The 12,751-nt window shown below is 66.1% G+C and carries 10 protein-coding genes; 8 read left to right on the top strand and 2 right to left on the bottom strand.

Translation table 11 applies throughout. The features are described from left to right. Positions 1-8: 8 nt before the first annotated feature. Positions 9-1,358 carry a protein adenylyltransferase SelO family protein gene (locus SAZ01S_RS06105; RefSeq protein ID WP_084581045.1) on the bottom strand — a complete coding sequence of 450 codons (1,350 nt, stop codon included), beginning with the start codon at positions 1,356-1,358 and terminating at the stop codon, positions 9-11. Positions 1,359-1,376: 18 nt separating this feature from the next. Here SAZ01S_RS06105 and SAZ01S_RS06100 point away from each other — a divergent pair, with 18 nt between their 5' ends. Further along, the gene (locus SAZ01S_RS06100; RefSeq protein ID WP_084581139.1) at positions 1,377-2,246 is read left to right on the top strand and encodes an alpha/beta fold hydrolase; all 870 of its coding nucleotides are present in this window, start codon (positions 1,377-1,379) and stop codon (positions 2,244-2,246) included. Here the strand turns inward: SAZ01S_RS06100 and SAZ01S_RS06095 are convergent. Continuing rightward, positions 2,243-3,670: a helix-turn-helix domain-containing protein gene (locus SAZ01S_RS06095; RefSeq protein WP_084581043.1), complete on the bottom strand. Its 1,428-nt coding sequence runs from the start codon at positions 3,668-3,670 to the stop codon at positions 2,243-2,245. The two genes, SAZ01S_RS06100 and SAZ01S_RS06095, sit on opposite strands and share 4 nt — an antisense overlap. Positions 3,671-3,774: 104 nt before the next feature. Between SAZ01S_RS06095 and SAZ01S_RS06090 the strand changes: the two genes are divergently transcribed. From SAZ01S_RS06090 to SAZ01S_RS06060, 7 genes are all read left to right on the top strand, one after another. Then, complete coding sequence (locus SAZ01S_RS06090) at positions 3,775-5,301, top strand: acyl-CoA carboxylase subunit beta (protein ID WP_084581137.1); 1,527 nt, start codon at positions 3,775-3,777, stop codon at positions 5,299-5,301. 205 nt (positions 5,302-5,506) lie between these two features. Then, complete coding sequence (mce, locus tag SAZ01S_RS06085; RefSeq protein ID WP_084581041.1) at positions 5,507-5,926, top strand: methylmalonyl-CoA epimerase; 420 nt, start codon at positions 5,507-5,509, stop codon at positions 5,924-5,926. Between the two features lies 1 nt (position 5,927). Then, the gene (scpA, locus tag SAZ01S_RS06080; RefSeq protein ID WP_084581039.1) at positions 5,928-8,066 is read left to right on the top strand and encodes a methylmalonyl-CoA mutase; all 2,139 of its coding nucleotides are present in this window, start codon (positions 5,928-5,930) and stop codon (positions 8,064-8,066) included. After that, positions 8,063-8,992: a heme-dependent oxidative N-demethylase family protein gene (locus SAZ01S_RS06075; RefSeq protein WP_084581037.1), complete on the top strand. Its 930-nt coding sequence runs from the start codon at positions 8,063-8,065 to the stop codon at positions 8,990-8,992. The genes scpA and SAZ01S_RS06075 overlap by 4 nt, the downstream gene beginning before the upstream one ends. Then, complete coding sequence (gene bioB, locus SAZ01S_RS06070; protein WP_139809955.1) at positions 8,989-9,999, top strand: biotin synthase BioB; 1,011 nt, start codon at positions 8,989-8,991, stop codon at positions 9,997-9,999. The genes SAZ01S_RS06075 and bioB overlap by 4 nt, the downstream gene beginning before the upstream one ends. Next, on the top strand, positions 9,996-10,631 hold the full coding sequence (locus SAZ01S_RS06065) for an HNH endonuclease (protein WP_218018026.1): 636 nt from the start codon (positions 9,996-9,998) through the stop codon (positions 10,629-10,631). Before bioB ends, SAZ01S_RS06065 begins: the two co-directional genes overlap by 4 nt. Continuing rightward, complete coding sequence (locus tag SAZ01S_RS06060; RefSeq protein WP_084581031.1) at positions 10,631-12,733, top strand: acetyl-CoA carboxylase biotin carboxylase subunit; 2,103 nt, start codon at positions 10,631-10,633, stop codon at positions 12,731-12,733. The genes SAZ01S_RS06065 and SAZ01S_RS06060 overlap by 1 nt, the downstream gene beginning before the upstream one ends. Positions 12,734-12,751: the final 18 nt, after the last annotated feature.

Genomic DNA, 12,751 nt, shown 5'->3' with positions numbered 1-12,751 from the left:
TTACGGCGCTAGGCCAGAGCCTCGCCCATCGTCCGGATGGCGGCGACCTTGGCGGTGAGCGGCGCCCAGTCGTCGCGATCGGCGATCGCCGACCACAGGGATTCGACCTCGTCGATCAGCATCGAGCAGGGGCTCCCGCGCCAATAGGCGTGGTCCCGGGACTTGCGCGGGCGATAGTCGGCGAGGCGGCGGCGCACCTCGGCGAAGTCCTCCCCATAGGTTTCGGGAAGCTGCCCACCGAACGCGTCGAAATAGAAAAGGTCGAACGGCGCGCCGGACTGGTGGAGCGCTGACTCCAACGCCTGCGCGAGCGCGCGGTCGCTCGCTTCGTCGCGGGGCTGCACACCAAGGCGCCAGAGCAGCGCGCGCGCTTCTTCGCGCTGATAGGCGGGCGCGAAGCCTTCCAGCGCGGCGATCAACGGCCCCTCCTCGGCGATCAGCCGCAGCGAAATGGCAAGCTGCATCACGTCCCAATAGATCGCCTCGGGCTGGCGGCCGAAGGCGTAGAGCCCGGCATGGTCGAAATAGGCGGCGGTGAAGTGCGGTGCCCAGCTCGGCGTGAAGCGCCAGGGGCCGTAATCGAAGCTCTCGCCGGTGATGTTGATATTGTCGCTGTTGAGCACGCCGTGCACAAAGCCCGCGGCCATGAACTGCCCGGCCAGCCGCGCGGTACGCCCGACGACATGGGCGAGCAGCCGCTCGGGTGCATCCGGTCCGTCCGGCTCGCCGAAATAGTGGCGGAGCGCATAGGCGGTGAGCGCCCGCAAGCCTGCCTCGTCCTGGAAATAGGCGAGCCGCTGGAAGCTGCCGATGCGGACATGGCTGTGATTGAGCCGTACCAGCACCGATGCGCGGGTGGGCGAGGGCTCGTCCGCCCGCTGGAGCGATTCGCCGGTCTCGATCAGCGAGAAGGTGCGGCTGGTGGCCACCCCCAGCGCTTCGAGCATCTCGGTCGCGAGGATCTCGCGCACGCCGCCCTTCAGCGTCAGTCGGCCGTCGCCGAAGCGGCTATAGGGAGTCTGGCCCGACCCCTTGGTGCCCAGGTCCATCAGCCGGCCGGCGGCGTCGATCATCTGGGCGAACAAGAAGCCGCGGCCGTCGCCGATCTCGGGATTGTACACGCGGAACTGGTGGCCATGATAGCGGAGCGCCAGCGGCCGGGCCAGGCTGCCGGCCAGCGGCTCGAACCGGCCGAAATGGGCGATCCATTCGGCATCGCTCAGCCCCTCCAGCCCGACGGTCGCGGCGGCGCGGTCGTTACGGAAGCGCAGGATCGTCTGCGGGAACGGCGCCGGTGATACCGGATCGTAGAAGCCATCCCCGAGTTCGAGGATCGCCTGTTGCGGAGCGAAGGCCATGCGGCGATATGGGGCGCGATGGATGCTCGGCGCAACTACTCCGATGGCGTTTGGTGGTCGAAAGACGGCCTACGGCTGCATTATCGCGACTATCCGGGGCGCGACGACCGGCCGCCGCTGATCTGCTTTCCGGGGCTGACCCGCAATGCGCGCGACTTCGCCGATCTGGCGATACGCTTCTCGGGCGACTGGCGGGTGCTCTGCGTCGAGTTCCGCGGCCGCGGCGAAAGCGCCTATGCCAAGGATCCGATGAGCTATGTGCCGCTCACTTATCTCCAGGATGTCGAGGCGCTGCTTGTCGAGCTGAAGATCGAGAAGTTCGTCGCAGTGGGCACGTCGCTGGGCGGCATCGTCACGATGCTGCTCGCGGCGACCGATGGCGGCAAGCTGGCGGGTGCGGTGCTGAACGATGTCGGGCCGGAGCTGAACCCGGCCGGGCTGGCGCGGATCCGAACCTATGTCGGCAAGCAGGTCTGGTACCCCACCTGGATGCACGCTGCCCGCGGCGTCGCCGAGGCGAATGCGGACGTCTATCCGGACTATGCGATCGAGGACTGGCTGGCGATGGCCAAGCGGCTCCACCGGGTGAACAGCCAGGGCCGCATCGTGCTCGATTACGACATGAAGATCGCCGAGCCGTTCCGCGTCCCCGGCAACGAGGCGGGGCCGGACATGTGGCCGACGATCGACGCGCTCGCCGGTCGGCCACTGCTTGTCGTGCGCGGCGAACGTTCGGACATTCTGCGTGCCGACACCGCCGAAAAGATGGTCGCGCGCGTCCCCGGCGCCGAACTGGTGACGGTGGCGCGGGTCGGCCACGCGCCGACGCTGGATGAGCCGGAAGCCGTTGCAGGGATCGCCCGGCTGCTGGCGAAGGTCGCGGGCTAGCGAAAGGCGTAGGGCACCGCGCGGCGGTGATCGGGATCAATCTCGATCGCCGAACCCGCCGGCGGGAAAGCGCGCTGGTCGCAATCGAGGCGCGGGCAGATGCGGCATGACGCGCCGATCGGTGTCGCGGCGCCGCCGGTGCGCAGCGCATCGGCATAGACGAAGTCGGCGGCATGCGCTTCCTCGCACCCGAGCGCCACGGCGTAGCGGCGCGGCGGGCGGGCGAAGCTGCCCGAGGGCTTGACCAGCCCTTTGGCCATCGAGACATAGCGGGTGCCGTCGGGCATCTCGGCGAGCTGGACGAGGATCCGATCGGGGATCGCGACTGCCTCGTGGACGATCCAGAGCGGGCAGGCACCGCCGAGTGCGGCGAACTGCAGCCGGGTGGCGGAATGGCGCTTGGTGATGTTGCCCGCCATGTCGACCCGGCAGAAGAACACCGGTAGCCCCTGCGCGCCGGGACGCTGCAGTGTCGACAGCCGGTGGCATGCCTGTTCGAAGCTCACGCCGAAGCGCTGGCGCAGCCGGTCGATATCGTGCCGCACCGCATAGGCCGCGGCGCGGAAGCGGCCATAAGGCATCAGCAGGGCGCCGGCGGCATAGTTGGCGAGGCCGACGCTCAGCAGTTCGCGTGCCGCTGCGGAGGCGAGGCCCGAACGCTCGATCACCAGCCGCATCTCATTGGCGAACTCGTACCGCACCAGCCGGTGGGCGAGCAGGAAGGCGCGGCTTTCCGGGGGCAGCGCATGGTTGAGCGCCAGCGTCCGCGCGCCCTCATCGAAACGGCTGAGTTCGCTGCCGTCCCCGGACGCGCCGATCACGCGGACGCCGTGCCACAGCCGCAGCCGATCCTCGAACGCGCGGACGACATTGTCGTCGTCCAGCGCGAGCGCATCGGCCAGCGCCTCGGCCGAACGATCGATCGCATCGATATAATTGCCCTCCGCCTGGAACCAGTCGCGTACCTCCTCCCAGGGGAGCGGCGCGGCGTCGCCCGAACCGGTATCGAACCGGTCGTCGAGCACGCGAAGTTGCTCCTGGCTGCGGCGATAGGCGTCGTGCAGCGCCACCATGCGGCGGGCGAGCAGCGGCTGCTGCTCGATGCCGCGGCGGACATCTACCTCGTCGATGCGGTCGGTCGGCACGCTGCTGTCGGTCGCCGCATCGATCGCGCGGAGCAGCGCCGCGGTGCCGCCCTCGCCGTTGATCTCGGCGGCGTCGAGCGGGAATTCGCGGGCGAGCGCCAGCAGCACCGCGTCGGTGATCGGGCGGTCGTTGTTCTCGATCTGCGAGAGATAGGACACGGAGATGCCCAGCCGCTGCGCCATGCCGGCCTGGGGGATGTTCAGACGGCGTCGCAGCTCGCGCAGCCGGAAGCCTTCGAACAGGCGACGGCGCGGAGCGGTGGGGACTTGGCTGGTCATGGCCTCTCCTACTCTGCAAACCCCTATCCCGCAACTTTGCAACATTGCATTTGCGGATGCGTCATGTCCCGATGCACAAGCCGCGTCCACGGAGAGAGATGCCGATGTCGTCGACGATCGAGGAACTGGAACGCCGTCGTGCCGCTGCCCGTCTGGGCGGCGGCCAGAAGCGGATCGACGCACAGCATGCCAAGGGAAAGCTGACCGCCCGCGAGCGGCTCGAGGTGCTGCTCGATGCGGGTAGCTTCGAGGAGCTCGACATGTATGTCGAGCACAACTGCACCGATTTCGGCATGCAGGACCAGGTGATCCCCGGCGACGGCGTCGTCACCGGCTCGGGCACGATCAACGGCCGGCTGGTCTTCGTGTTCAGCCAGGATTTCACCGTGTTCGGCGGCTCGCTTTCGGAGCGGCATGCGCAGAAGATCTGCAAGATCATGGACATGGCGATGAAGGTCGGCGCGCCCGTGATCGGCCTCAACGACAGCGGCGGCGCGCGGATCCAGGAAGGCGTAGCCTCGCTCGGCGGCTATGCCGAGGTATTCCAGCGCAACGTGCTGGCCTCGGGCGTCGTCCCCCAGCTCAGCCTGATCATGGGCCCCTGCGCCGGCGGCGCGGTCTATAGCCCCGCAATGACGGACTTCATCTTCATGGTGAAGGATTCGTCCTACATGTTCGTTACCGGCCCGGATGTAGTGAAGACCGTTACCAACGAGATCGTCACGCAGGAGGAGCTGGGTGGAGCGGTGACGCATACCACGAAGTCGGGGGTCGCCGACGTGGCCTTCGAAAACGATATCGAGGCGCTGCTCGCGGCCCGCGACTTCGTGGACTTTCTTCCCGCCTCGAACCGCGAGGCGCCGCCCGCGCTGCCGAGCGACGATCCGTGGGATCGGATCGACGAGAGCCTCGACACGCTGATCCCTCCCAGCGCCAACCAGCCCTATGACATGCACGAGCTGATCCGGAAGACGCTCGACGAGGGCGAGTTCTTCGAGCTGCAACCCGCCCATGCCGGCAATATCCTGACCGGCTTCGGCCGGATCGAGGGGCGCACGGTGGGCGTGGTGGCGAACCAGCCGATGGTACTGGCCGGCTGCCTCGATATCAACGCTTCCAAGAAGGCTGCACGGTTCGTGCGCTTCTGCGACGCGTTCGAGATCCCGATCGTCACCTTCGTCGACGTGCCGGGCTTCCTGCCGGGCGTCGGCCAGGAGCATTCGGGAATCATCAAGCACGGCGCCAAGCTGCTCTTCGCCTATGCCGAGGCGACGGTGCCCAAGATCACGGTGATCACGCGGAAAGCCTATGGCGGTGCCTATGACGTCATGGCGTCGAAGCATCTGCGCGGCGACCTCAACTATGCCTGGCCGACCGCCGAGATCGCGGTAATGGGCGCCAAGGGCGCGGTGGAGATTATTTTCCGTGGACGGACGCCCGAGGAGATCGCCGAGCGCACCGCCGAGTATGAAGCGCGCTTCGCCAATCCCTTCGTTGCCGCGAGCAAGGGCTTTGTCGACGAGGTGATCATGCCGCACTCGACGCGGCGCCGGATCGCGCTGGGCCTTCGCAAGCTGCGGAACAAGCGGCTCGAGAACCCCTGGAAGAAGCATGACAATATCCCGCTGTAACCGGCGGGCGTTCGATGCCCTCCAAGATCCTCCCGAGAACGGGGAGGGGGACCATGTGCGCCAGCACATGGTGGAGGGGCCGCCGCGGAACGCGGCGGTGTTCCGCGATTGCCACCGGAACCGCGCCGTTCGGCGCGGCCCCTCCACCACTCGCCTTCGGCGAGCGGTCCCCCTCCCCGTGCCGGGGAGGAATTGAGGAGCAGCTATGAAACTCGGCCGTCTCAACCATGTCGGCGTTGCGACGCCGTCGATCGAAGCGTCGATCGCCTTCTACCGCGACGTGATGGGTGCAACGGTGATCCGCGCGCCGTTCGACCTGCCCGCGCAGGGCGTGAAGGTGTGTTTCGTCGATACGCCGAACAGCCAGATCGAGCTGATCGAGCCGTTGGGCGAAGCGTCGCCGATTCATGGTTTCCTGGCGAAGAACCCGGCAGGTGGACAGCATCATCTCTGCTACGAGGTCCCCGATATCCATGAAGCCAAAGCCTGGTTCGAGGGCAGGGGCTGCAAGGTCCTCGGCGAGCCGCGCATCGGGGCGCATGGCACACCGATCTTCTTCGTCCATCCCAAGGATATGGGCGGCGTACTTACCGAGATCATGGAAACGCCGCGTGGGGAGCATTGAGGTGACCAAGCCCACGATCGACCAATGGTCCGCCGCCGCCTCGAAGGAGGTCAGGGGCAAGGATCTAACCTGGGAAACGCCTGAAGGTATTTCCGTCAAGCCACTGTATACGCAAGAGGATGTTGGAGTTGTCGACCCCGGCTTGCCGGGCTTCGCGCCGTTCACCCGCGGCGTGCGCGCCTCGATGTACGCGGGGCGACCCTGGACGATCCGCCAGTATGCGGGATTCTCGACCGCCGAGGAGTCGAACGCTTTCTACCGCCGCAACCTCGCCGCCGGGCAGAAGGGCCTGTCGGTCGCCTTCGATCTCGCCACGCATCGCGGCTATGACAGCGACCATCCGCGCGTCGTCGGCGATGTCGGCAAGGCCGGGGTGGCGATCGACACGATCGAGGACATGAAGATCCTGTTCGACGGTATTCCGCTCGACCAGATGTCGGTCTCGATGACGATGAACGGTGCGGTGATCCCGGTGCTCGCCTTCTTCATCGTCGCGGGCGAGGAGCAGGGCGTTCCGCAGGAGAAGCTGGAAGGTACGATCCAGAACGACATCCTCAAGGAGTTCATGGTTCGGAACACCTATATCTACCCGCCCGAACCGAGCATGCGGATCATTTCAGACATTTTCGCCTATACCAGCGCGAAGATGCCGAAATTCAACAGCATTTCCATCTCCGGCTACCATATGCAGGAAGCCGGCGCGACGCAGGTGCAGGAGCTCGCCTTCACCATCGCCGACGGCATGGAATATGTGAAGTACGGCGTCGCCTCGGGCCTCGATATCGACAAGTTTGCAGGTCGTCTGAGCTTCTTCTTCGCAATCGGTATGAACTTCTTCATGGAAGTGGCGAAGCTGCGGGCGGCGCGCGTGCTGTGGCATCGGGTGATGACGCAGCTTGGCGCGCAGGACGAGCGCTCGAAGATGCTGCGCACGCATTGCCAGACCTCGGGCGTGTCGCTGACCGAGCAGGACCCGTACAACAACGTCATCCGCACCACGATCGAGGCAATGGCGGCGATGCTGGGCGGCACCCAGAGCCTCCACACCAACGCGCTCGACGAAGCGATCGCGTTGCCGACCGATTTCTCCGCCCGCATCGCCCGCAACACCCAGATCGTGCTGCAGGAAGAAACGGGGATGACCAAGGTCGTCGATCCTTTGGGCGGCAGCTATTATGTCGAGAGCCTGACGCAGCAGTTGGTCGACAAGGCCTGGAAGATCATCGAGCGGGTCGAAGCCGAGGGCGGCATGGCCAAGGCGGTCGCTGCCGGCTGGCCCAAGGCGATGATCGAGGAAGCCGCCGCCGCGCGGCAGGCGCGGGTCGATCGCGGCGAGGATGTGATCGTCGGGGTCAACAAATACCGTCTGCCCAACGAGGATTTGCTCGAGACGCTGGAGGTCGACAACGCCGCGGTGCGTGAGGCGCAGATCGCCCGCATCCAGCGGGTGAAGGCCGCGCGGAACGAGGCTGCGTGCCAGGCGGCGCTCGATGCGCTGCGCGAAGGTGCCAAGGGCGGCGGCAATCTGCTCGAACTCGCCGTCGTGGCGGCGCGCGCCCGTGCGACGCTCGGCGAGATCAGCGCAGCGATGGAGGATGTGTTCGGCCGCTACGCCACCCAACCGACGCCGGTGAAGGGCGTCTATGCCGCGCCTTACGCCGAGGACGATCGCTGGGCCGAGGTCGTGCGCGGCGTCGAGGCGGTTGAGCGCCGGTTGGGTCGCAAGCCGCGGCTGCTCGTCGCCAAGATGGGTCAGGACGGTCATGATCGCGGCGCCAATGTCATCGCTTCCGCTTTTTCCGACATGGGGTTCGAGGTGGTCAGTGGACCGCTGTTCCAGACGCCGGAGGAAACTGTGGTGCTGGCGCTGGAAAGCGACGTCGACGTGGTCGGCGCCTCCAGCCTTGCGGCCGGGCACAAGACGCTGATCCCGGAGCTGATCCGCGGCCTGCGGGAAGCGGGGCGAAGCGATATCAAGGTGATCGCCGGCGGCGTGATCCCGCCGCAGGACTACGAGATGCTGCGCGCAGCCGGGGTACAGGGCATCTACGGTCCAGGCTCGAACGTCGTCGAGTGCGCGGCCGACGTGCTGCGGCTGCTCGGTCACAATATGCCGCCGCTCGAGGCCGCCGCCGAATGAGCCTGGGTTTCTCCGTCGAAGCGCTGCTGTCCCGCGCGCGTGGCGGAGGGGCGCTGCGTATGGGGCTGGTACGCGTGCCGGAGCCGGAGTGGCTGACGCCGGGCGTGGATCTGGCGGCGCGGGCCGCCGTGTTCACGGCGGAGCCGGATTGCGTGCAGGTTCTGCCGGAGGCCGAAGCGGCGGTGGAAGAGGTCGCAGTACTGCTGGAGGGCGGGAAGGCGGCGTTCCCCTCCCGCTTGCGGGAGGGGCTAGGGGAGGGGCTGGAACCTTTCAGCGCTTCTTCCACGTCAGTCCCTCCCCCGACCCCTCCCGCAAGCGGGAGGGGGGCACACGCGGTCACGGCCCTGCGCACTGCCGCCGCGAGGGTTTGGGAAGACCTCTGCATCCTCACCCCGGACGCTTCCGGCCAGTACCGCCTCACCGCCGCCGCGCTGGCCTTTCCCACCGACTGGCACCTCGCCGAAAAGCTCGGCCACGCGCTCACCCCGATCCATGCGCCGATCCATGGCTATGCCGAGCAGCTCGCCTCTGGCGTCGACCATTTCTTCGCGACCCTCCCGCCGGGCCCGATCTTCGGCCGCACCAACTGGTTCGTCGTGGCAAGCGACGCATGGCGCTACCTGCCCCATGACGATCCCCAGGTCCGCTTCGCCCATGTGACCGACACCAACGCGGGGCAAACCCTGTTCGTTCGCTGCGAACGCCAGACGCTGCGCCGCCTGCCCCAAAGCGGGGCAGTGCTGTTCACCATCGGCATCCATGTCGAGCCGCTCGATCGCCTCAGCAGCGGCGCCGTCGCGCGCGTCGCCCAGTCCGTCGCGGGGATCGGCAGCGGCGAGCACGAACGCCGCGCCGCGCCCTTTTACGCCGGGCCACTCACCCGCTATGCCGCGCGGCGTAATTGTTCACCGGAGTTGCTTGCTTGACCCTCGAAACCACCCCCGTGCGTACCGACTGGACCCGCGACGAGATCGCCGCGCTGTTCGACCTGCCGTTCACCGAACTCGTGTTCCGCGCAGCCGAAGTCCACCGCGCCAACCATCCGGCGAACCAGGTCCAGCGCTCGACGCTCCTCTCGATCAAGACCGGCGGCTGCCCCGAGGATTGCGGCTATTGCAGCCAGTCGGCGCATGCCGATACCGGCCTCAAGGCGACCAAGCTGATGGACCCGCGCGCGGTGCTGCAGGCGGCGGCGCAGGCCAAGGACCATGGCTCGACCCGCTTCTGCATGGGTGCCGCCTGGCGCAACCCCAAGGACCGCGACATGGGCGCCATCGTCGAGATGGTGAAGGGCGTCCGCGCGATGGGCATGGAAACCTGCATGACGCTGGGCATGCTCACCGATGATCAGGCGAAGACGCTCGCCGATGCCGGGCTCGATTACTACAACCACAATATCGATACCTCGCCCGAACGCTATGGCGAGGTGATCACCACCCGCAGCTTCGAGGAGCGGCTGGAGACGCTGGAGCATGTCCGCGAGGCGGGCATCAATGTGTGCTGCGGCGGCATCGTCGGCATGGGCGAGACGCGCGGCGACCGGGTGGGCTTCATTCATGCCCTGGCGACGCTGCCGGTGCATCCGGGCAGCGTGCCGGTCAACGCGTTGGTGCCGGTGAAGGGCACCGTACTCGGCGACATGCTGGCCGATACCCCGCTCGCGAAGATCGACGATATCGAGTTCGTCCGCACCGTCGCGGTGGCGCGCATCACCATGCCGCGCTCGATGGTCCGGCTGTCCGCGGGCCGCGAGAGCATGAGCGATGCCACCCAGGCCTTGTGCTTCCTGGCGGGCGCCAATTCGATCTTCACCGGCGACAAGCTGCTGACCGCGGGCAATGCCGGCGACGACAAGGACGCCGCGCTGTTCGCCCGCTTGGGGCTCACGCCGATGGCCGCGGAGTGCAAGGTGGAGCTGGAGGCGGCGGAGTGAAAACTAAATTCGGTGAGCTATCAATTTCTGACATAATGTCTGCAATCAGTGACTTTAGGTTATTAGGTGAAGAGTGTTTCCTTAAGAAATACGCTAATGGACGGGGAGCAAAGACCACTTGGATTTCGTATGAGGGTGACCTATACCCGGCGAACGCGATAATTAGGGCCGCTTTCTTTCCAGTCTCGCTTCCGAAGGAGTTTAATACTTCGGACGCGCATATATTTGCACGTGAGCTTGGGCTTGAGATTGTAACTTACGCGGACGATTTTCTAAACGTTAACCGATCCGCGATTGACGATATCGACGAATTTAGTGGAGTCGAAATTCCCAATCGCGTACCCCACTCGGGCGAACGCTTTGTAAGAGATCCAAAGATTAGATTGCAAGTACTTAGGCGGGCGGCTGGTAAATGTGAATATTGTGGCGCTTTCGGTTTCAAAACAAAAAGCGGCCGGATCTACCTGGAAACCCATCATATCATTTCTTTGGCAAGGCAAGGGTGTGACAGCCTTGCAAACGTGATTGCGCTTTGTGCCAACGACCATCGAAGGGCGCACTTTGGGGACGATTGGGAACATCTCGAAGCCGAGTTCAAGAAGAAGTTAATCCAGCTTCAGGATCGAAAGTAATGTTCAAGAAAATCCTCGTCGCCAACCGTGGCGAAATCGCGTGCCGGGTGATGCGCACGGCCAAGAAGATGGGCATCGCCACGGTCGCGGTCTATTCGGATGCGGATGCGCGCGCGCCGCATGTGCGGATGGCGGACGAGGCGGTGCGGCTCGGACCGGCACCGGCGGCGGAAAGCTATCTCCGCGCGGACCTGATCCTGCTCGCCGCCAAGGAAACCGGCGCCGACGCGATCCACCCCGGCTATGGCTTCCTCTCCGAGCGCGAGAGCTTCGCCAAGGCCTGTGCCGAGGCGGGGATCGCGTTCGTCGGGCCGCCGCCGGGGGCGATCGCGGCGATGGGCGACAAGATCGAGTCGAAGAAGCTCGCCAAGCAGGCGGGCGTGAACGTCGTTCCCGGCTTTGTCGGCGAGATCGAGGATACCGAGCATGCCGTGCGGATCGCGGGCGAGATCGGCTATCCGGTGATGATGAAGGCCTCGGCCGGCGGCGGAGGCAAGGGCATGCGGCTGGCCTATAGCGAGCGGGACGTGCGCGAGGGCTTCGAGGCGACCAAGCGCGAAGGCCTCGCCAGCTTCGGCGACGACCGCGTGTTCATCGAGAAGTTCATCGAGAGCCCGCGCCACATCGAGATCCAGGTGCTGGGCGATCAGCACGGCAACATCGTCTACCTCAACGAGCGCGAATGCTCGATCCAGCGCCGCCACCAGAAGGTCGTCGAGGAAGCGCCGTCGCCCTTCGTCACGCCCGAGATGCGTAAGGCGATGGGCGAGCAGGCAGTCGCACTGGCGCGGGCGGTGGGCTATTACAGCGCGGGCACGGTCGAGTTGATCGTATCCGGCGCGGACAAAACGGGGCAGGGCTTCTACTTCCTCGAGATGAACACCCGACTCCAGGTGGAGCATCCGGTGACCGAGGCGATTACCGGGCTCGATCTGGTCGAGCAGATGATCCGCGTGGCGGCCGGGGAGAAGCTGGCGTTTACGCAGGAAGAGGTGAAACTCGACGGCTGGGCGATCGAGAACCGCGTCTATGCCGAGGATCCCTATCGCGGTTTCCTGCCGAGCACCGGCCGGCTGATGCGCTATCGTAGCCCCTCCCCTTCAGGGGAGGGGTTGGGGTGGGGCCGTGTCTCACCGAGACCAAGCTACGGTCTGGAATCCCTCCACCCCAACCCCTCCTCCCAGGAGGAGGGGCTTAAAAGGGCGGGCTATGTCCGCGTCGACGACGGCGTGACCGAAGGCTCCGAGATCAGCATGTTCTACGATCCGATGATCGCCAAGCTCATCACCTGGGCGCCGACGCGCAACGAGGCCGCCGACCTGCAGGTGCAGGCGCTCGACCGCTTCCGGATCGACGGAATCGGCCACAATATCGATTTCCTCTCGGCGATCATGCAGCACCCGCGCTTCCGCTCGGGCGAACTGACCACCGGCTTCATCGCCGAGGAATATCCCGAGGGCTTCCACGGCGCGCCGGCGGACGAGGCGCTGGTGCGCCGGCTGGCGGCCGTGGCGGTGGTGCTCGACCTTGCCCGGACCGGGCGAGCGGCGGAAATCTCCGGCCAGCTCGGCGCGCCTGTGCCGCTGTCGACCGCGCGCGCGGTGCGGATCGGGGAGCACCGCTTCGACGTCACCGTCGACGGCTGCGAGACCGGGCTGCTGGTGAACCTGTCGAGCAACGAACCGCCGCTGGAGGTGTCCGGCCACTGGCGCCTCGGCGATCCGCAGTTCGTCGCTCGCATCGACGGCATCGCGTTCGCTACCGCGGTCGACCGCACCCGCATCGGCTGGAAGCTGACCGCGCACGGCGCCGCGCATCGGGTAGAGGTGCTGCCGCTGCATGTCGCCCAGTACCGCGATCACATGATCGAGAAGGTGCCACCCGACATGAGCCGCTTCCTGCTCGCGCCGATGCCTGGTCTGCTCACCCGGCTGCACGTCCAGCCGGGGGACAAGGTCGAGGCGGGGCAGGCGCTCGCCGTCGTCGAGGCGATGAAGATGGAGAACATCCTGCGCGCCGAGCGAACCGGCACCGTCAAAAAGGCGCATTTTGCGGCCGGAGACAGTTTGGTGGTCGATGCCGCTATCCTTGAATTTGAGTGAGTTGGAGCGGAAACGTCT

Source organism: Sphingomonas azotifigens NBRC 15497, assembly GCF_002091475.1.
Lineage (GTDB): Bacteria > Pseudomonadota > Alphaproteobacteria > Sphingomonadales > Sphingomonadaceae > Sphingomonas > Sphingomonas azotifigens.
This window is presented reverse-complemented; position numbering and strand designations above follow the sequence as displayed.